This window comes from Streptomyces sp. NPDC127106 (genome assembly GCF_042677605.1).
Classification (GTDB): Bacteria; Actinomycetota; Actinomycetes; order Streptomycetales; family Streptomycetaceae; genus Streptomyces.
In genome coordinates, this window is sequence record NZ_JBHXTC010000009.1 from 91,457 (window position 1) to 109,119 (window position 17,663).

Below are 17,663 nucleotides of genomic sequence, written 5' to 3' on the forward strand. Positions count from 1 at the left end.
GTCAGTCCTTGAGGTCGAGGACGCGGGACACGCCGCCGGGGCGCCCCTGGCGGCCGGCCCCGGCCCCGAGTCGGGCGTCGTCGGCGATCCGCCCGTCGAAGAAGCTGATGACGCGGTCGGCGGCGCTGGCCATCCGGGCGTCGTGCGTGACCATCAGGATCGTCTGGCCGCGCTGGTGGAACCGCGAGAGCAGCCGCAGCACCTCACGGGTGCCCTTGCTGTCGAGGCTGCCGGCGGGCTCGTCGGCGAGGAGCAGGGCCGGGTGGTTGACCAGGGCCCGGGCGAGGGCGACCCGCTGCTGTTCGCCGCCCGACAGCTCGCCGGGCATCGCACGCTCGCGGCCCTCCAGGCCGAGTTCGGCGAGGAGCTCGGCGCGGGATGCGCGGGCGGCCCTCGGGGAGGTGCCGGCGAGCAGCGCGGGCAGTTCGACGTTGTCGGCGACGGTGAGGTTGGAGACCAGGTTGAAGAACTGGAAGACGATGCCGATGCTGCGGCGCCTGAGCACCGCCCAGCGGGCCTCGCGGTACGCGTCGACCCGCTCCCCGCCGATCCACAGCTTCCCCGCGTCCGGCCGCTGGAGGCCACCGATCAGGTGCAGCAGCGTGGACTTCCCGGCTCCGGACGGGCCGGTGACCGCGACGAACTCGCCGGGCTGGACGGTCAGGTCCACCCCGCGCACCGCGGCGACCGGGGCGCCCTCGCCGTGGTGCGTCTTGGCCAGGCCCTCGGCCCGGACTATGGGCACGTCTGGAGCGGTGGTGGCGGTGTCGCTCATTCCAGCTCCTCCTGGCAGCGTTCCAGCCAGTCGAGGTCGGCCTGCAGGTGCAGCATGGCGCCCTCGATCAGCAGTTGGGAGATCTTGTTGTCGCGGTCCTCGGTCGCGGCCAGCTTCGACAGGTCCCGCATGGTGTTCAGGTACTGCCGCCGCTGCTTGTTGATCAGCGCGATCGGGTCGGCCATCCGGGATTCCGGTGCGAGGGCGAGCTTCATGAAGAACTCGTCCCGTACCCGGGGTTCCTCGGCGGTGTCCTCGAACCAGGCCCGTACGGCCTCGCGCCCGGCGTCCGTCAGCCGGTAGGTGCGCTTGTTGGGCCGGCCCGACTGCTCGACGTCCTCGCCTTCGATCAGACCGCTCTTCTCGAGTCTTCCGAGGGTGACGTAGATCTGGCCGACGTTCGGCTGAGGGTACGCGGCACCCAGGAGCTTCTCAAGGTCCTGTTTCAGCTCGTAACCATGGGCAGGGCCACGCGTGAGGAGTGCCAGGAGCGGCAGACGCACTCGCTCCCCCCTCCTTATCGCTCCGTAGTCAACCGTTCACCGGGCAGCGGACGGTTGGCGCCGTCGCCCGCCCCGCCTGCCTGGGCATCTAGTATCGCGCATGCCTAACAGGTATATATAGGCCGCATGGGTCGGCAGCGCAGCCGGATCGTGCACTGGGAGGAACCTATGCGGTGGATGCGCGCCGCGGGTAGGGCTCTCCTCGTCGCGGCGGTGGTGGCGGCGGGGTACGCCGGCTTCGGCGTCCGTGCCGACGCTGGCGCGGACGGGGCCCGCGGCCCCCTGACGCTCGCGACGGCGGGCGACCTGACCGGCTACCTGTCCCCGCTGCTCGCCGACTGGAACGAGGGCCACCCCGACGAGCGCGTGACGCTCGTCGAACTGCCCGACTCGGCCGACGAGACCCGGGCCCAGATGATCAGCGAACTGCGCTCGGGCGGCAACCGCTTCGACGTGCTGAACATCGACGTCGCCTGGACGTCCGAGTTCGCCGCGGCCGGATGGATCTCCCCGCTGGAGCGCAGCCGCTTCCCGCTGGACTCGTTCCTGAAGCCGGTCGTCGACACGGCGACCTTCGACGGCCGGTTGTACGCGGTCCCGTACGTGACGAACGCGGGACTGCTCTACTACCGCAAGGACGTCCTCGACCAGGAGGGCGAGCAGCCGCCGCGCACCTGGGCCGAACTGGCCCGCCAGGCCCGCACGATCGCCCCGAGGCACGGCCTGGACGGCCACGCCGGCCAGTTCCTGCCCTACGAGGGGCTCACCGTCAACGTCACCGAGGCCGTGCATTCGGCGGGCGGATCGATCCTGCGGGACGAGGGTGCCCGCGTGGCCGTGGACTCGGACGCGGCGCGCGCCGGACTGCGGTTCCTCGCGGACGGTGTGCGCGACGGCTGGATCCCCCGCGAGGCGCTCGGCTGGAAGGAAGAGGAGTCCCGGCAGGCGTTCCAGGACGGCCGGCTGCTGTTCCTGCGCAACTGGCCGTACATGTATGCGAACGCGAGCGACGGAGGCTCGAAGGTCGCGGGCCGGTTCGCGGCCGTGCCGCTGCCCGGGGCCGAGGGGCCCGGCGCCAGCGTGCTCGGCGGCTCCAACCTCGCCGTCAGCAGCCGTGCCCGGCATCCGGCGACGGCGGCCGACCTGATCTCCTACCTCACCAGTGAACCGGTCCAGCGGAAGGTCCTCACCCAGGGCTCGCTGCCGCCGGTGCGTGCCGCGCTGTACGAGGATCCCGAGCTGATCCGCGCCTACCCGTACCTGCCGACGCTCCGGCAGAGCGTGCTCTCGGCGGTGCCGCGGCCCAAGAGCCCGCGCTACGACCAGGTCAGCATCGCCGTGCAGGCGGTGGCGCAGGACCTGATGGCGCTGCGCCAGTCCCCCGAGCAGTCCGTGGCGCGGCTCGCGCGCGAGCTCGAGGCCCTCTCCCGCAAGGGCTGATCGCACTCTTCTCCACCTCCTCGAAGGGCACCTACTTACATGTTAAGTAGGTGCCCTTTCTCATGCACGTGGGTATTCCGGTACAAACCACCCCAGCTTCCCGCTACTTCTGGACACATCGTTGACACCTTTCGGTCGCTACTACTTAACATGCATGCATAACAGCGCACCTGATCAGGGCGCTCTCGCATTCAGCAGACAGGTCGACGCGAGATGCTCAGCACCCTTCCGGCCGACACCGGCCTCCCCTCCCGCAGCGCCACGGCAGCCGACGCCTGGTGGCGCGACGCGGTGATCTACCAGGTCTACGTCCGCAGCTTCCTCGACAGCACCGGGGACGGCATCGGCGACCTGGCCGGCGTACGGGCCGGGCTGCCCTACCTCCGCAAGCTCGGTGTCGACGGCATCTGGCTCAGCCCCTTCTACCCGTCGCCGCAGCACGACCACGGCTACGACGTCGCCGACTACCGGGGCGTCGACCCCGTCTACGGCGACCTCGTCGAGTTCGACCGGCTCGTCGCCGACGCCCACCGGCTCGGCCTCAAGCTGCTGCTCGACATCGTCCCCAACCACTGCTCCAGCGAGCACCCGTGGTTCCGCGACGCCCTCGCCGCGGGGCCCGGCAGCGCCGTCCGCTCCCGCTTCCACTTCGCGCCCGGCCGCGGCCCGGACGGCGCGGAGCCGCCGAACAACTGGCGCGCCATGTTCGGCGGCCCCGCCTGGAGCCGGGTCACCGAGCCCGACGGCACCCCGGGGGAGTGGTACCTGCACCTGTTCACGCCCCAGCAGCCCGACCTGAACTGGCGCGACCCGGCCGTGGGCGACGACTTCGAGCAGGTGCTGCGCTTCTGGCTGGACCGCGGTGTCGACGGCTTCCGCATCGACGTCGCCGCCGGCCTGTACAAGCACCCCGAGCTGCCCGACTCGGACGACCCGGAAGCCGACGAGCGGGCCCGCGACGCCGTCAACCAGCTGGCCTGGAACCAGCCCGAGGTCCACGGAGTGTGGCGCCGCTGGCGCTCGGTGTGCGAGGAGTACACCGCCCGCGACGGACACGAGCGGCTGCTGGTCGGCGAGGTGTCCGTGCCGACCGCCCGCGAGCACGCCGAGTACGTCCGCCCCGACGAGCTGCACCAGGCGTTCTTCTTCGACCTGCTGAGCGCGCCCTGGGACGCCGCCGCCTTCCGCCGGACCATCACCGAGGCGGTGCGCGACATCGCCGGCACCGGCTCCACCGTCACCTGGGTCCTCAACAACCACGACCAGGTCCGCACCGTCACCCGCTACGCGGGCGAGCCCGGCGTGGAGGGCAGCGGACTCGGCGCCGCCCGCGCCCGCGCCGCAGCCCTGCTGATGCTCGCCCTCCCCGGCGCCGCCTACGTCTACCAGGGCGAGGAGCTCGGCCTCCCCGAGGTCCTCGACCTGCCCGACGAGGTCCTCACCGACCCGATCTTCCACCGCACCGGCAGCCGCAAGCACATCCGGGACGGCTGCCGCGTCCCCCTGCCCTGGTCCGGACACGCCTCCCCGTTCGGCTTCAGCGGGGCTTCGGCCGACATCAAGCCGTGGCTGCCGCAGCCCGCATGGTTCGCCGAGCACACCACCGACCGCGCCCTCGCCGACACCCGTTCCTTCTGGCACCTCTACCGCGACGGCCTCCAGCTGCGGCGCAGCCTCCCGCAGCTCGGCGACGGCACCCTGCGCTGGCTGGACACGCCCCCGCACGTCCTGGCGATGGTCCGCGGCGACGGCCTGGTGTGCGCCGTCAACTTCGGCACGGAGCCGGTACCCGCCCCGGTCCCCGGGCCCCCGCTCCTCGCCAGCGGCCCGTGCCCCGACGGTGTGCTCCCCGCTGCCACCGCCGCCTGGTGGACGGGGGAGTTCCCGGCCCCGTAAGCCCCCCAGGCACCACCGCGCCAGCCCCCGACCGCCCTCCTCACCCGCCCCTCACCCGCCCCTTCGAAAGGGAGCTCCTCATGCGACGACCCAGCACGACGCCCCGACGCATCGCACTCGCCACCTCGGCGGCCCTCGTCCTCGCCCTCGGTGCCACCGCCTGCGGCGGCGGCACCACCGGACCCGCCTCCGGCGGTGAGCTGAACGGCCAGACCGTGACCGTGGCCGGCGTCTGGACGGGCAGCGAGCAGAAGAACTTCAAGAAGGTCCTCGACGCCTTCACCGCGAAGACCGGCGCCAAGACGGTCTTCGTCCCCTCCGGCGACAACGTCTCCACCTTCGTCGGGAGCAAGATCGAGGGCGGCAACGCCCCCGACGTGGTGATGGTCCCCCAGGTGGGCGTCCTGAAGCAGTTCGCCAAGGAGGGCTGGCTCCAGCCCCTTTCCGACGAGGCGGCCAAGACCGCCGACGCCTCCCTCGCCCCGGTGTGGAAGAACTACGGCACCGTCGACGGCACGTACTACGGCCTGTACTTCAAGGCCGCCCACAAGTCCACCGTCTGGTACGCCCCCGATGCCTTCACCCAGGCCGGCGCCAGTGAGCCCAAGACCTACGCCGACCTGCTGAAGACCGGCCGCTCGCTCGCCGACTCCGGACGACCGGCCTTCGCCATAGCCGGCGAGGACGGCTGGACACTCACCGACTGGTTCGAGAACGTCTACCTCTCCCAGGCCGGCCCGGAGAAGTACGACCAGCTCGCCCAGCACAAGATCAAGTGGACCGACGACAGCGTCGTCAGGGCCCTCACCACCCTCGGTGACCTGTTCAAGGACAAGCAGCTCGTCGCCGGCGGCGCCCAGACGGCCCTCCAGACCGACTTCCCCTCCTCCGTCGAGCAGGTCTTCGGCCCCCAGCCCAAGGCGGGCATGGTCTACGAGGGCGACTTCGTCGGCGGCGTCGCCAAGGACCAGTTCGGCAAGAAGCTCGGCACGGACGCCAAGTTCTTCCCGTTCCCCGCCGTCGACGGCGGCAAGGCGCCCGTCGTCAGCGGTGGCGACGCGGCCGTCGTCCTCAAGCAGGGCAAGAACGGCAAGGCCGGCATGAAGCTGGTCGAGTTCCTCGCCTCGCCGGAGGCGGCCGAGGTCTGGGCCGGCGCCGGCGGCTTCCTGTCCCCGAACACCAAGGTCGCCCCCTCCGCGTACGGCGACGACACCACCCGCAGCACCGCCGAGTCCCTCGTCGCGGCCGGCGACTCCGTCCGCTTCGACATGTCGGACCAGGCCCCGGCCGCGTTCGGCGGCACCAAGGGCGCGGGCGAGTGGAAGCTCCTCCAGGACTTCCTGCGCGACCCCTCCGACCCGCAGGGCACCGCCGCGAAGCTCGAAGCCGAGGCCGCCAAGGCCTACGGGAACTGAGGCGGCCCCCCATGGCTGACACCCCCCCCACCGCCCGCGCCGCGGCCGATCCGCGGCGCCGGGCCCGCAGGAGGCAGCGCCGCCTCGCCGTCCTCTTCGTCCTGCCGGCCCTGCTCCTGCTCGGCGCCCTGGTCGTCTACCCGGTCGTCTTCTCCTTCGTCCGCAGCCTCTTCGACGCCAGCGGCGACCGGTTCGTCGGCGCCGGGAACTACGCGGCGATCGTCCAGGACCCGGCCACCCTCAAGGCGATCCGCAACAGCACCATCTGGGTCGTGGTCGCCCCGACCCTGCTGACCGGACTCGGCCTGGTGCTCGCCGTGCTCACCGAGAAGGTGCGCTGGGCGACCGCCTTCAAGCTGGTGCTCTTCCTGCCGATGGCCGTGTCGTTCCTCGCCGCGGGCATCATCTTCCGCCTCGCCTACGAACAGAACCCGGACCGGGGCGTGCTCAACGCGGTCGCCGTCGGCATCCACGACACCTTCGAGGACGCCGCCGCCTACCCGACCGCCCGCCCCCGCGAGGGCCACGGCCTCGCGGGCGGCGCGGGCGGCCCCTACAGCACCGAGAAGCCCGTGCGCCCCGGTGAGCCGGTCAGCCTCGGCCTCGTCGGAGTGGCACCCGATGCGGTACCGGCCGCCGCAGCCGGGGCCGCGGCCCCGCCGACAGCCGGCGCGGACACCATCGCGGGCGTCGTCTACCTCGACTTCGCCCCCGGCGGCGCCGGAACCCCCGGCACGGTCGACCCGGGCGAGAAGGGCCTGCCCGGCATGACCGTCGAGGCCGTACGGGACGGCAAGGTGGCCGCGACCGCCACCGCCGGTGCGGACGGATCGTTCCGCTTCACCGGACTGGCCGCCGGCGAGTACACCGTCCGGCTGCCCGCGGCCAACTTCGCCGCCCCCTACCAGGGCGTGAACTGGCTGGGCCCGGCCCTGGTGACGCCCGCCATCATCGGCGCCTACCTGTGGGTGTGGACCGGCTTCGCGATGGTGCTGATCGGCGCCGGGCTCGCGACCATCCCGCGCGACGCGCTGGAGGCCGCCCGGATGGACGGCGCCACCGAGGGCCAGATCTTCCGCAAGATCACCGTGCCGCTCCTGGCGCCGGTCCTCACCGTCGTCTTCGTCACCCTGGTGATCAACGTGATGAAGGTCTTCGACCTCGTCTACATCATCGCGCCCGGTCCGGTCCAGGAAGAGGCCAACGTACTGGCCACCCGCATGTGGCTGGTCTCCTTCGGCGGCGGCAACGACCAGGGCCTCGGCAGCGCGCTCAGCATCGTGCTCCTCCTGCTGGTCGTCCCCGCGATGGTCTTCAACATCCGGCGGTTCCGAAGGAGTGGAACATGAGCAGCCAGGGAACCATCGAACGGCGACCGCCCCGGCGGGCGACGGCGCTCCGGCCCGCCCCCGCCCCGTCCCCACCGGGGCCGCGCCGCAGGAGCCGGCTGTCCCGCCTGCTGGGCAGCTCGGCCGTCCAGGCCCTGCTGATCCTGGTCGCCCTCGTGTGGATCACACCGCTCGCCGGCCTGCTGCTGTCCTCGATGCGCTCCGAGCAGGACAACGCCTCCGGCGGTTGGTGGACCGCCCTCACCGACCCGTCCCAGCTGTCCCTGGACAACTACGGCGCCCTGCTGGAGGACTCCGGCATCGCGGCGGCCTTCGGCAACACCGTCCTGATCTCGGTGCCCACCACCGTCCTGGTGGTCGGCATCGCGGCCCTGGCCGGCTACGCCTTCGCCTGGCTGGACTTCCCCGGTCGGGACGGCATCTTCCTGGTGGTCGTCGGGCTGCTCGTCGTGCCGGTGCAGATCGGGCTGCTCCCGGTGGCGAAGCTCTTCGGTGCGGTCGGACTGTTCGGCACGATCCCGGGCGTCGTCCTCTTCCACGTCGCCTACGGGCTGCCGTTCGCGGTCTTCCTGCTCCGCAACTACTTCGCCGAGATCCCGCGCGAGATGCTGGAGGCCGCGCGGATGGACGGCGGCACCGAGTGGCGGATCTTCTTCCGGCTGGTGCTGCCGCTCGGCCGCCCCGCCATCGCCAGCCTGGCCATCTTCCAGTTCCTCTGGGTCTGGAACGACATGCTCGTGGCGCTGCTCTTCGCGGACAGCGGGTCCCAGCCGCTCACGGTCGCGCTGCAGTCCCAGATCAGGCAGTTCGGCAGCAACATCGGCGTCCTCGCGCCGGGCGCGTTCCTGTCCCTGGTGGTCCCGCTGGTCGTCTTCTTCGCCTTCCAGCGGCACTTCGTCCAGGGGGTGATGGCAGGATCGGTGAAATAGCCCCGCCGGTCCCGCGTCCCACCCCGGCCCCCTCCTCCGCAGCCCGGCGGCGGAGGGGGCCGTTCCGTCAGGCCGAGGGGGCCTCGCCGATCGGGCGGATCACCACCGGGTACTCCGGGGATCCCGCGGGCACCGGGCACTGGGTGATCCGGGCCGCGATCTCGGTGACGCGGTCGAGGCCGGAGCACTCCAGCAGCCAGTAGCCGGCGGTGAGGACGTCGGCGTCGGCGTACGGGTGGTCGGTGACCACCGGATCGCGGCCGGGGGAGCCGGTGACGAACCGGGCGTCGGCGGGTGCGGTGAACCCCTGCCCGTCCAGCAGTTCCCCGGAGGCGGTGAGCTCCGCGTTGAGCTCGTTCATGAAGGCGACCATGGCCGTGATCTCGTCACCGCTCCACCGGGGAGAGGACGAGTCCTTCCCCTCCATCGCGTCGTAGTCCGCCTGGCTCGCCTGAACCGTCACGAAGTACTTCATCCCCCCAGCCAACCAGCTCCGGATGCGGTGGGCCGGTTCCCGGACCGGGGCGGCTCCGCGTTTCCCCCGGGCGGGGGGACGCGGCGGCCGGGGCGGGTGCCTGCTCAGGAGGACCGGGGTCCCGGTTCCTCGGCGAGCCGCTCCTTCTCCGCCTTCAGCTTGCGCCACACCGTGCCGAGGGCCGCTATGTCCTGCCCGTCGAGGAGGTCCGTGAAGACCGGGGCCAGGGCCTCCCGGCGGGTGGCGTCGGCCTCGGCGAAGACCCGGTGGCCCTCTTCGGTGAGGGAGACCTCGACCGACCGCGCGTCGCGGGCCGACGGGGTACGGGCCACCAGCCCCCGGGACTGGAGCGCGTCCACGACCCGGGAGACCTGGCTGCGGCTGAGCATCGTGCTGTTGCCGAGGACGGAGGCGGGCACCGGCTCGGGGCTGGACGCCAGCCACAGCATGACCTCGAACCACGAGACGGGGAGGCCGTGCGCCTTGGTGAGCGCCCGGTCGACGCGCTCGGTCATCACCGTGCCGGCCCAGACGAGTCCGTAGAAGGCGTAATCGGCGGCGGACATCTCGGCCTGGGTCAGTTTCTTCGGCATGGACCGAGTATAGGGAGTGGGTGGTTGCGTGCGCACACACACAAGTCTATGGTTGTGTGTGCACGCACATAAGGCGTTCGTCCGAAAGGTTCCCCATGTCCACTGAGCCCGTCACCCTCCGTACCGTCCTCATCACCGGAACCTCCTCCGGGATCGGTCTCGCCGCCGCCGTCGCCGCCGCCCGGGCCGGCTGGCGTACGGTCGCCACCCTCCGCGACGCCACCCGCGCCGACGCCCTGCGCAAGGCCGCCGCCGAAGCGGGCGTCGAGCTCGACATCCGGCAGCTCGACGTCACGGACGAGGCGTCCGTCGCCGCCGCCGTGGACGGCGTGATCGCCGACTACGGCCGGCTCGACGCCGTCGTCAACAACGCCGGCGCCGGCCACGTGGCCACCCTGGAGAACGACTCCCTCGCCGACATCCGCAAGGTGATGGAGGTCAACTTCTTCGGCGTGCTGAACGTCTCCAAGGCCGCGCTCCCGCACCTGCGCGCCACCGGCGGCCGCCTGGTCACCGTCACCAGCGTCGGCGGCGTCGTCGGCCAGCCGTTCAACGAGGCCTACTGCGCCGCCAAGTTCGCCGTCGAGGGGTACATGGAGAGCCTGGCCCCCGTCGCCCGCACCCTCGGCGTCACCGTATCCGTCGTCGAGCCCGGCGCCGTGGCCACGGAGTTCGTGAACAACATCGGCATCGACATCGAAGCCGACCTCGACGCCGGCCCCTACACCGGCGCGCTGCGCACCTACATCGACCGCACCGTCGCACAGTTCCTGGACGGCAGCGCGCAGACCCCGGCCGGGGCGGCGGAATCGGTCATGGCGGCCCTCACCGCCGACCGGCCCGCGTTCCGGATCCAGACCACCGACTGGGCCCGCGGCTTCGTCGGCACCAAGCTGGCCGACGTCGACGGCTCCGCGGTCCAGGCCCTCACCTCCGCCTGGGTCGCCTGACCACCCGGCCACCCGGCTACCCGGGCCGCCGGCCGTCAGTTCCCGAAGGCGGCCACGGCCAGGCGCTGGGCCACCGCCGGGGCACCGTCGCGGGGGAAGGCCGCGGTGCCCAGTGCGTAGACCGCGCGCCGGTTCAGGTCGCGGGAGGCGAAGACGCCGCTCCGGTAGCCCGGGTCGGAGCCCGTCTTGCCCCACAGGACCGAGCCGTCGGGCAGCGGCACGGACATCAGGCCGACGCTGAAGCAGGCCGTGCCCCTGGCGGGGCCGGTGTTGCAGAGGGAGCCGTCGGCGTACGGCAGCGGCGCGCCGTCGGCGCCCTTCGGCACGGCGAACAGCTCCGCGGCCTGCCCCGGCCGCAGCAGCCGCCCGTCGAACAGGCCGGTGATGAACCGGTCCAGATCACCCGTGGTGGACGTCATGCTCGCCGGCAGCCCGCCCTGCACGTTGACGTCGACCACGCCGCCGGTGCTCCCCGGCAGGTAGCCGGGCAGGTACGGCCGAGGCACGGGCGTGCTGCGGCCCGGAGCGGCGGCCTTGGTCTCCCGCATCTTCAGCGGCTTCAGGATGCGGGTGGTCACCTCGTACTGGTACGGGTGCCCGGTGATCTCCTCGATGAGCTTGCCGGCAACGCGGTAGCCGAAGGAGTTGTACTCCTGCCGGGTGCCGGGACGGAAGCGCGGTCCCGGGCCGGACCTGCCCTCGGGGTGGAGCGTCTGCCGGATCACCTCGTCGAAGGTGAGGTAGTCGAAGCGCCGCTCGATCTCCTCGTCCCGGGACGGGGCCGGCGCGCCCTCGAAGTCCTGGGGCAGACCGCTGGTGTGGTTGAGCAACTGCCGTACGCTGACCGGCTCGGTGAACCGGTCCTCCGGAAGCAGCCCGGGCAGATAGTGCTGGACGCTCCGGTCCAGGTCGACCCGGCCCTCGGCGGATAACTGGAGCAGGATCACCGCCTCCATGGGCTTGCTGATGCTGCCGATCCGGAAGTGGGCATCGGGGCTGATGCGCTTGCCCGTGACGAGGTCACCGGAGGTTCCGCGCCATGAGTGCCGGTCCTTGTGGACCTCGGCCACGACGCCGGCGGCGCCGTCGTCCGGACGCAGGGCGATCGCCTCGCGCAGTCCGGCAGGGTCGAGACCCGTGCGGGGCCCGGGGCCGGCAGCCTACGCGGGGGCGACGGTACAGAACGCCACGGCTGCGGCGAGGGACAGGGACAGGGGCGGGGCGGAGGAACGACGTACGGCACATCTCCACTGGGCAGGCGGAACAGGACCGTTCGATCCTGTCCGGCCGGCCCGCCCGATGCGACGGGGATCCCCCGGGCCCCACCCCAAACCGACCCTGACCCCACATCAGGGGAGCCAATCGAGGCAGCCCTTGGGGGATTCACCCGTGTGCCGGAGCGTCCCCCGTGGCCTCAGCCCTCGGGGTGCGGGGGTTCCACGTCCTTGGAGAGGGGGACCTGGCCGGTGTTGTCGACGTGTCGGGCCGAGACCCACACGGGCTTGTCCCGCAGCAGGTACCAGATGCTGTTGCCGTCGATGTCCTGGGCGTGGACCTTGCTCATGAGGCCGATCTGCGTGCCGTGGGTGAGGGTTCCGGAGATGGTGGAATCGGTGCTGGGGTACCTGCGCAGGTTGACGCCGTTGGCGCTGACGACCGTGCCGAAGGGCTGCTGGGGGCTGGGCATCTCTTCCTCCAGGGGATGGCTGGTGGCTGTGACCGCCGCGCCCGGCCTCCGGACGCGCTGACCGCAGAGTAGCGTCACCCGTCCACCACGGTCGGTGATGCTCGCGGTGCGTGGTGTCACGTTGCGTGTCACCGTGGGGGAGGAGAAACCATTCGTCACGAGGAGTCGCCGTCATGGGCGGTACGCAGGACAAGCGCCAGAAGCCGGGCAAGGGCCGCGAGGAGCAGCAGCACGTGCACCGCAGCGGCCAGGACCCCACCCAGTCGGGCGGCGGTCAGGAAGGCGGTCGGGGCAAGAGCCCCGAGGAGCTCAGGCGCCGTCAGGAGGAGATGACGCGCCGTCGCGAAGAGGACGAGATGCGCGACGACGAGCGCTGACCGCGGCCGCGCGGCCGCGTCGTCACACCGCCGCGTCGTCACACCGCGGCGCCGTCACACCGCGGCGCCGTCGCGCCGTCGCGCCGTTGCGCCCGCGCACGCAGGGCCCGGCCGGGGTTCGCCGTCAACACCTCGGCCGGGCCCTGTCATGGGCTCAGGCGAAGTGGGGCAGGTCCAGGGGCCCGCGGGCGTCGGCGATCCACCGCTGGACCGCCGCGTTGGCCGTGTCGTCGAGGGCGGAGAGGGCTTCGATGGCGTGTAGGTCGCCGGCCAACGGCGGGATGCCGGCCGCGGTCAGCGCCGCGTGCAGTGCGAGTCGCCGGCGGTGCACCGCACTGACCCGGCCCGCCGGTCGCTCCTCGCGCTCCCGGACCGGGTCCGGATCTGGGACCGGGCCCGGATCCGGGATCGGGTCCGGGAGCGGCGTCCGGGCGGCGGTGGTCCCGTAGCCGTCGAAGTCCCGTGCCCCGGGGAACCGGTAGGGGTCGAGCGCGTCCTGCGGTGTCGGCGCAGGGGAAGAGCCTCGCCACGTGTTCATGCAAGAACCTCCTGAATTCTGTCGCTGGTGGCAGGGATCAACGCTGCTGCTGATCCTGTAGCGCACGGGCGCCGGCGGTGATCACCTCGGCGAGCTGGTTGGCGAGCGCCACGCCGCATCCGCCGAGCCGGACGAACCCGCGGCAGCCCACGGGTCCGTCGTTGGCGAGGGAAGGGAGCACCAGACCCGCGAGTGCGAGAGCGGCCTGGAGGTTGGCCACGGCTTCCTGACCGGCCTGGTAAGCGGTGTCCTGGAGCTGCCTGTACCGGATCCGCTCGGCATAGGAGGGCTCATGCATCATTTCTGCTGTCTTCTCTTCGGGAAGCGAGGGGGAGGGGAGGGAAGGAGCGCGTCGCACACTCGTTCGCCCGCGGGGACGGTGTCGGAAGGCTGCCGTACCAAGATTGCGAACAGCCCGTGACCTGTTGGTTTCGACCGTCGTTCCTGAGGTGCAAACGATCATTCCGCTGAGCTCCGGGAAGGACCGCGTTCTCCATGCAGTTAGCGGCTGTCGCCTCTTCGCCCGCCCCTTCGTTCCCGGCGCCCTTCACGGCAGCGCGACGGAGGCCGGGCGCACAGGACGGGGGAGCGGCCGTCATGCCCCGTAGTGGAACGTGGGGCCGGGGGAGGGCATCCGGTTCCGGTGGCGCGGCATGGGGTTGCGGGGCGGCCGCGTGAGCGTGATCTGGCGTACGAGCTGCTGGAAGCAGGCGAGCGCGGCGATGGCCGGGAGCGTGGCCGCGGCCTGGGCCGCCAGCGTTCTGGGCGCCTGGGCCACGCAGAGGAATGTGGCAAGGGTGGAGAACAACAAGACGATGGACCAAGAATGGACGGCGCGGCGCTGGTGCAGGGCGGCCCTCAGGATGGACAGGGAGGCGACCATCCAGGGTCCGTAGATCAGCAGCGGCCACCAGCTGACGACGTCGTGCGCGGTACGGGGCGCGGCACTGTGCCGAAGGGCGTCACAGATGGCGAGGCCGCTGAACACGCTCACCACGGCGGCGATCACGGCGACCAGCAGGGCGGTGAAGAGGCTGCCCGTTCGCAGCAGCGACCCGAACGGCGACTTCGACGCGGCGTGGCGGTGTCCGCCGGACGCCTGCGCCGGCGGCAGCCCGACGACGCTCGGCGGTCCGACCACGCCTGCCGATCCGACCGCGTTCGTCGATCCGACCACGCCCGCCGGTCCGGCGACCATGTTCGCGGAGCCGAGCGCGTCGGTCGTCTCGTCGAAGCCGGCACGGTCGAAGGGCTCCGCCTGCCTGGGGGGCATCGAATCCTGCAGCAGGTAGGCGAGCTCCTCCGCCGGATCCCACGGGCTGCCCACCTGGCCGAGCACGAGCGGTGACTGCCCTGCCACGGGGGGCGGTTCGACGTCCGGACCCGTCCAGAACATGCGTGTGTCCGGCTGGGGACGGGCGCCGCTCAAGTCGTGGTGACCGTACGTCTCAAACACGGGAGGCCATCCCTGCACGTTCGTCGGGGCACATGCCGGACGGGGTGGCCGACGGTGCCGAGCGCCGGTCGAACTCGCTGTGGATCGTGCTCATCGCGTGCAGGAAGTCCTCGAAGATCGAGGAGGTGTAGCTCAGCTCGATCTTCCGTCCCTCGTGCTGCAGCGTCGCGTTCAGGCCCGCTCCCAGGCCCGACGACCCCGGGGTGAAGGTCCAATTCCCCATCCGGGTCGCCGTGCGACGGGGCGGGCGCCCCTCCTGTTCCGCATGGCGACGGAAGCTTGCCGAGTGGTTTGCTGTTGTCATAGTCCAACCAACGCGCCCGGCGCCGGACTGGGTATGCGCCAAGCAGGTGATGATGACGCGGCGACCGGGCGTTGACCCCTTCCCGAGCGACCGTCCAGCCGGCGCGAACCGGTCCGCTCCGTCGCGGCCGTAGCCGGCCGCACTGCATTCCCGCAGTTCAACAAGGTGCCGATGCGGCCGCGGGGTTCGCCGTAGTCCGGGCTCCGCCATGCGCGCGGAGTCCACCACGCGCACGGCGCACGGTGGACTCCCGTCCCTCGGAGCGCTTCACGTGGCTGCAATGAGGTGACAAGGCGCAACTCTGCATATGCCGCTGCGTTATGTCGAGGTGTTGCCGAGGGCTCCTGCTGCGGGGCCCCTGCCGATCGAATCACCGCCGGAAAGGATCCGCCGTGGCAGACGTCTTCCTGAGGATCATGCTGATCTGTGCTGTGCTGGGTGTCTTCGGAGCCGCGTGGAGGTCATCCGGGGTCGGCGGACTGTGCCACAGGGACGCCCTCGAACTCAGGCGCCAGCAACGCTTCCGGGACGTCCTGTCCTTGAACACGCATGCCGTCTGGCTCGCCCACCAGGAAGCGGCAGCGGCGGCCGAGTCCGTGCCGGAGCTCACCCGGCGCGCGCCCTGCGCCGCCTGTGGAGCCTCGTCGCGCGTGGTCGGGTGGGGAGAACCGTAGCAGTGCGATGTCCGGCGCTCACGGCACGCGCCGGGGCCGGCCCGTGCCCGTGTGGGAGCGGAGGGTTTCGCTGATGAACCGGCGGCTCTGTTCCGGGCCGAGAGCCTGCGCCTGCAGGTGGTCGTACATGAGGTGGTACGGGTGGCGGTCGGCGGGCTTCTCCAGGTACAGGTCGCTGGTGAAGCGTTCCAGGTACACGACCCCCGCGTCGGTGTCCGGGAAGGTGAGGATGGAGAACTGGCCGGAGACACCGGGATGGGCCCCCGTGGTGTGCGGGAGCACCTGGACGGTGATGTGGGGCTGGGTGCTCAAGTGGTTCAGGTGCTCGAGTTGTTCACGCATGACGTCGGGGGTGCCGACACGGCGGTGCAGGGCTGATTCGTCCAGGATCGTCCATAACCGGAAGGGGCGGGCGGGGTGGTGGGCGCGGTGCTGGCGCCGCAGCCGCAACTCGAGGTGGGCCGCGGCCTGTTCGGCCGCGATGAGGGGGTTGGATTCCGTGATGACGGCCGCCGCGTAGGCGCGTGTCTGGAGCAGGCCGGGGATCAGGAGCGGTTCGTAGGAGTGGATGGAGGCGGCCTCCGTCTCCATGCCGATGAACACGCTGTACGGGACGTCGCCGTAGGCGACCCACCAGCCCTGGCGGCCCGACTCCTTCGCCATCCGCATCAGCGAACCGACGATCGCCTGGTCGGTGACCTCGTACAGTTCGCACAGGTCGCGCACGTCGCGGGGGTTGATCGCGCGGCGGCCGGTTTCGATCAGGCTGATCTTGGACTGGGACACCAGGAGCCGGCCGGCCACCTGTTGGTGCGTCATGCCCGCGGCGTGGCGCAGTCGGCGGAGTTCCGCGCCGAGGCGGCGCCGTCTGATGGTGGGGCTTCCGTTCGCCGCCATGGGCGGTCTCCCTCCAACTCCAAGACCTCACACAGGAATGCACACCCCAGGGCCGAAGCAGCAAAAGCATTCTGCATACCCAAACCGGTACAGAGTGAATCTTGATCGTGAAGATCACCTATCCGGCTCAAAAGAGCATGAGCGCGGGCGCTGTCCGTTGCCCCGCGTCAGCCGGCGAGCGTGGTCCCCCCACCGCCCGGGTCATCCGAATCCCCGCGTGTCCGCCCTCCGTGACACGCCCAACAAACCGTTACCGCACAGGACATGGCTGGGGGCGCCGCTGGACAGGCTGATCGTATGAGCGCCGTCGTGGGGGGCATCAGCCCTCGTCGACCGTGCAACCATGCGCTGGTGCACCGCTGTTCGCGCCGGGCGCGGGCGGCTGATCGAGGGTGCGCCGGAGCCAGCGGGTGCGGGCGTCGCGGGCGTCCCGGCTGAGGGCGGCCCGGGGGGCGAGCGAGTCGAAGCCGTGGAAGGCGCCGGGCCACACGTGGAGTTCGGCCCGGCCTCCGGCCCGCCAGATCGCGTTGGCGTAGGCCACGTCCTCGTCCCGGAACGTCTCGGCCGATCCGACGTCGATGTAGGCCGGGGGCAGCCGGGACAGGTCCGTGGCCCGGGCGGGAGCTGCGTAGGGCGGCAGGTCGGCGGCGCCGTACCGCTCGCCCAGCAGCGCCTGCCAGGCGGTCGTGTTGGACGTCCGGTCCCAGGTGTCGACGCCGGCCATCTGGTGGCTGGAGAACGTGTCGTTGCGGTCGTCGAGCATCGGGCACAGGAGCAGCTGCCCGATCGGAGCCGGCCCGCCGCGGTCACGGGTGAGCAGGGCCAGTGCCGCCGCGAGGCCGCCGCCGGCGCTCTTGCCCCCGATGACGATGCGGTCCGCGTCGATGCCCAGGTCCGCCGCGTGCTCGGCCACCCAGACGAGTCCGGCGTAGCAGTCCTCAACCGGCCCGGGGTACTGGGTCTGCGGTGCCAACCGGTACTCGACGGAGACGACGGCCAGCTCCAGGGCGAGGACCCATTCGCGCAGCCACTGCCGCAGCACGGACCACGCATTGCCCGTGATCATGCCGCCGCCGTGCATGTAGTACAGCAGCGGCAGCGCCCGGGCGGTCCCGGCCGGCCGTGCGCTCACGAGTGTGACGTCCGGCCCGCCCGGGGCTCCCGGCCCCCGCAGTTCCTCCACCACGAAGCGGCCGTCGGCCCGGAGTTCCCGGGCCGACGGCCTGGGCCTGACGGCGGCGTCCCGCTGCTGCCGTGCCGCGAGGTTCTCCGGGGTGAACGGCTCCCTCGCCCCGGCGCCCAAGGCCGCGAGCGCGGCGCCGAGTTCGGGATCGAGGGGAGGGGCGTCCCGGGAAGCGCGGTCCATGGACCGTAGTCAAGCATCCGCCCCCGCAGTCGGGGGCGG

General features: G+C 71.7%; 20 protein-coding genes. 8 read left to right on the forward strand and 12 right to left on the reverse strand.

Translation table 11 applies throughout. The annotated features are described in order from the left end of the window. Position 1: 1 nt before the first annotated feature. Both ACFVGY_RS11905 and ACFVGY_RS11910 read right to left on the reverse strand, forming a co-directional pair. Positions 2-775, reverse strand: coding sequence for an ABC transporter ATP-binding protein (locus ACFVGY_RS11905; protein WP_385674765.1), 774 nt, complete (start codon positions 773-775; stop codon positions 2-4). Next, positions 772-1,278, reverse strand: a complete 507-nt coding sequence (locus tag ACFVGY_RS11910) for a PadR family transcriptional regulator (protein WP_385674767.1) — start codon at positions 1,276-1,278, stop codon at positions 772-774. Before ACFVGY_RS11910 ends, ACFVGY_RS11905 begins: the two co-directional genes overlap by 4 nt. Positions 1,279-1,446: 168 nt before the next feature. Here ACFVGY_RS11910 and ACFVGY_RS11915 point away from each other — a divergent pair, with 168 nt between their 5' ends. The 5 genes from ACFVGY_RS11915 (at position 1,447) to ACFVGY_RS11935 (ending at position 8,307) form a co-directional block, all read left to right on the forward strand. Beyond that, positions 1,447-2,718 carry an ABC transporter substrate-binding protein gene (locus tag ACFVGY_RS11915; protein WP_385674921.1) on the forward strand — a complete coding sequence of 424 codons (1,272 nt, stop codon included), beginning with the start codon at positions 1,447-1,449 and terminating at the stop codon, positions 2,716-2,718. 213 nt (positions 2,719-2,931) lie between these two features. Further along, positions 2,932-4,614, forward strand: a complete 1,683-nt coding sequence (locus ACFVGY_RS11920; protein WP_385674770.1) for a glycoside hydrolase family 13 protein — start codon at positions 2,932-2,934, stop codon at positions 4,612-4,614. A gap of 80 nt (positions 4,615-4,694) precedes the next feature. After that, positions 4,695-6,029, forward strand: coding sequence for an ABC transporter substrate-binding protein (locus ACFVGY_RS11925; protein WP_385674773.1), 1,335 nt, complete (start codon positions 4,695-4,697; stop codon positions 6,027-6,029). A gap of 11 nt (positions 6,030-6,040) precedes the next feature. Further along, positions 6,041-7,378 (forward strand): ABC transporter permease subunit, encoded by a 1,338-nt coding sequence (locus ACFVGY_RS11930; protein ID WP_385674776.1) that lies wholly within the window; start codon positions 6,041-6,043, stop codon positions 7,376-7,378. Next, complete coding sequence (locus ACFVGY_RS11935; protein ID WP_385674779.1) at positions 7,375-8,307, forward strand: carbohydrate ABC transporter permease; 933 nt, start codon at positions 7,375-7,377, stop codon at positions 8,305-8,307. The genes ACFVGY_RS11930 and ACFVGY_RS11935 overlap by 4 nt, the downstream gene beginning before the upstream one ends. A 67-nt stretch (positions 8,308-8,374) precedes the next feature. Here ACFVGY_RS11935 and ACFVGY_RS11940 read toward each other — a convergent pair whose 3' ends face one another. Further along, on the reverse strand, positions 8,375-8,782 hold the full coding sequence (locus ACFVGY_RS11940; RefSeq protein WP_385674782.1) for a YciI family protein: 408 nt from the start codon (positions 8,780-8,782) through the stop codon (positions 8,375-8,377). Positions 8,783-8,886: 104 nt separating this feature from the next. Then, positions 8,887-9,375, reverse strand: a complete 489-nt coding sequence (locus ACFVGY_RS11945) for a MarR family winged helix-turn-helix transcriptional regulator (protein ID WP_385674785.1) — start codon at positions 9,373-9,375, stop codon at positions 8,887-8,889. Positions 9,376-9,470: 95 nt separating this feature from the next. On the opposite strand from ACFVGY_RS11945, the gene ACFVGY_RS11950 reads away from it, so the two are divergent. After that, positions 9,471-10,325: an SDR family NAD(P)-dependent oxidoreductase gene (locus ACFVGY_RS11950; RefSeq protein WP_385674788.1), complete on the forward strand. Its 855-nt coding sequence runs from the start codon at positions 9,471-9,473 to the stop codon at positions 10,323-10,325. Positions 10,326-10,360: 35 nt separating this feature from the next. On the opposite strand, the gene ACFVGY_RS11955 is transcribed toward ACFVGY_RS11950, so the two are convergent. Together ACFVGY_RS11955 and ACFVGY_RS11960 are read right to left on the reverse strand one after the other, a co-directional pair. Beyond that, positions 10,361-11,443, reverse strand: a complete 1,083-nt coding sequence (locus ACFVGY_RS11955) for a serine hydrolase domain-containing protein (protein WP_385674924.1) — start codon at positions 11,441-11,443, stop codon at positions 10,361-10,363. Positions 11,444-11,739: 296 nt separating this feature from the next. Further along, positions 11,740-12,012: an SH3 domain-containing protein gene (locus ACFVGY_RS11960; RefSeq protein WP_385674791.1), complete on the reverse strand. Its 273-nt coding sequence runs from the start codon at positions 12,010-12,012 to the stop codon at positions 11,740-11,742. Between the two features lie 173 nt (positions 12,013-12,185). On the opposite strand from ACFVGY_RS11960, the gene ACFVGY_RS11965 reads away from it, so the two are divergent. After that, positions 12,186-12,389 carry a hypothetical protein gene (locus ACFVGY_RS11965; RefSeq protein ID WP_385674794.1) on the forward strand — a complete coding sequence of 68 codons (204 nt, stop codon included), beginning with the start codon at positions 12,186-12,188 and terminating at the stop codon, positions 12,387-12,389. 154 nt (positions 12,390-12,543) lie between these two features. Here ACFVGY_RS11965 and ACFVGY_RS11970 read toward each other — a convergent pair whose 3' ends face one another. From ACFVGY_RS11970 to ACFVGY_RS11985, 4 genes are all read right to left on the reverse strand, one after another. Next, a complete protein-coding gene (locus ACFVGY_RS11970) occupies positions 12,544-12,927 on the reverse strand; it encodes a hypothetical protein (RefSeq protein WP_385674797.1) in 384 nt (127 codons plus the stop codon). Positions 12,928-12,964: 37 nt separating this feature from the next. After that, entirely contained in the window at positions 12,965-13,228 is a 264-nt protein-coding gene (locus ACFVGY_RS11975; protein ID WP_385674800.1) for a hypothetical protein, read from the reverse strand. A 294-nt stretch (positions 13,229-13,522) separates the two neighbouring features. Continuing rightward, entirely contained in the window at positions 13,523-14,323 is an 801-nt protein-coding gene (locus tag ACFVGY_RS11980; protein WP_385674803.1) for a hypothetical protein, read from the reverse strand. A 52-nt stretch (positions 14,324-14,375) separates the two neighbouring features. Beyond that, positions 14,376-14,606 carry a hypothetical protein gene (locus ACFVGY_RS11985; protein WP_385674805.1) on the reverse strand — a complete coding sequence of 77 codons (231 nt, stop codon included), beginning with the start codon at positions 14,604-14,606 and terminating at the stop codon, positions 14,376-14,378. Positions 14,607-15,079: 473 nt separating this feature from the next. Between ACFVGY_RS11985 and ACFVGY_RS11990 the strand changes: the two genes are divergently transcribed. Next, on the forward strand, positions 15,080-15,361 hold the full coding sequence (locus tag ACFVGY_RS11990) for a hypothetical protein (protein ID WP_385674808.1): 282 nt from the start codon (positions 15,080-15,082) through the stop codon (positions 15,359-15,361). A gap of 18 nt (positions 15,362-15,379) precedes the next feature. Here ACFVGY_RS11990 and ACFVGY_RS11995 read toward each other — a convergent pair whose 3' ends face one another. Then, on the reverse strand, positions 15,380-16,258 hold the full coding sequence (locus ACFVGY_RS11995) for a helix-turn-helix domain-containing protein (protein ID WP_385674811.1): 879 nt from the start codon (positions 16,256-16,258) through the stop codon (positions 15,380-15,382). Positions 16,259-16,577: 319 nt separating this feature from the next. Continuing rightward, positions 16,578-17,624 (reverse strand): alpha/beta hydrolase, encoded by a 1,047-nt coding sequence (locus ACFVGY_RS12000; RefSeq protein ID WP_385674813.1) that lies wholly within the window; start codon positions 17,622-17,624, stop codon positions 16,578-16,580. Positions 17,625-17,663 lie beyond the last annotated feature (39 nt).

Bases quoted from the DNA above. Each gene is read 5' to 3' on its own strand.
- ACFVGY_RS12000 (WP_385674813.1), bottom strand. From the start codon at position 17,624: ATGGACCGCGCTTCCCGGGACGCCCCTCCCCTCGATCCCGAACTCGGC.
- ACFVGY_RS11905 (WP_385674765.1), bottom strand. From the start codon at position 775: ATGAGCGACACCGCCACCACCGCTCCAGACGTGCCCATAGTCCGGGCC.
- ACFVGY_RS11940 (WP_385674782.1), bottom strand. From the start codon at position 8,782: ATGAAGTACTTCGTGACGGTTCAGGCGAGCCAGGCGGACTACGACGCG.
- ACFVGY_RS11965 (WP_385674794.1), top strand. From the start codon at position 12,186: ATGGGCGGTACGCAGGACAAGCGCCAGAAGCCGGGCAAGGGCCGCGAG.
- ACFVGY_RS11930 (WP_385674776.1), top strand. From the start codon at position 6,041: ATGGCTGACACCCCCCCCACCGCCCGCGCCGCGGCCGATCCGCGGCGC.
- ACFVGY_RS11920 (WP_385674770.1), top strand. From the start codon at position 2,932: ATGCTCAGCACCCTTCCGGCCGACACCGGCCTCCCCTCCCGCAGCGCC.
- ACFVGY_RS11970 (WP_385674797.1), bottom strand. From the start codon at position 12,927: ATGAACACGTGGCGAGGCTCTTCCCCTGCGCCGACACCGCAGGACGCG.
- ACFVGY_RS11915 (WP_385674921.1), top strand. From the start codon at position 1,447: ATGCGGTGGATGCGCGCCGCGGGTAGGGCTCTCCTCGTCGCGGCGGTG.
- ACFVGY_RS11985 (WP_385674805.1), bottom strand. From the start codon at position 14,606: ATGGGGAATTGGACCTTCACCCCGGGGTCGTCGGGCCTGGGAGCGGGC.
- ACFVGY_RS11995 (WP_385674811.1), bottom strand. From the start codon at position 16,258: ATGGCGGCGAACGGAAGCCCCACCATCAGACGGCGCCGCCTCGGCGCG.
- ACFVGY_RS11925 (WP_385674773.1), top strand. From the start codon at position 4,695: ATGCGACGACCCAGCACGACGCCCCGACGCATCGCACTCGCCACCTCG.
- ACFVGY_RS11935 (WP_385674779.1), top strand. From the start codon at position 7,375: ATGAGCAGCCAGGGAACCATCGAACGGCGACCGCCCCGGCGGGCGACG.
- ACFVGY_RS11980 (WP_385674803.1), bottom strand. From the start codon at position 14,323: ATGTTCTGGACGGGTCCGGACGTCGAACCGCCCCCCGTGGCAGGGCAG.
- ACFVGY_RS11950 (WP_385674788.1), top strand. From the start codon at position 9,471: ATGTCCACTGAGCCCGTCACCCTCCGTACCGTCCTCATCACCGGAACC.
- ACFVGY_RS11945 (WP_385674785.1), bottom strand. From the start codon at position 9,375: ATGCCGAAGAAACTGACCCAGGCCGAGATGTCCGCCGCCGATTACGCC.
- ACFVGY_RS11975 (WP_385674800.1), bottom strand. From the start codon at position 13,228: ATGATGCATGAGCCCTCCTATGCCGAGCGGATCCGGTACAGGCAGCTC.
- ACFVGY_RS11960 (WP_385674791.1), bottom strand. From the start codon at position 12,012: ATGCCCAGCCCCCAGCAGCCCTTCGGCACGGTCGTCAGCGCCAACGGC.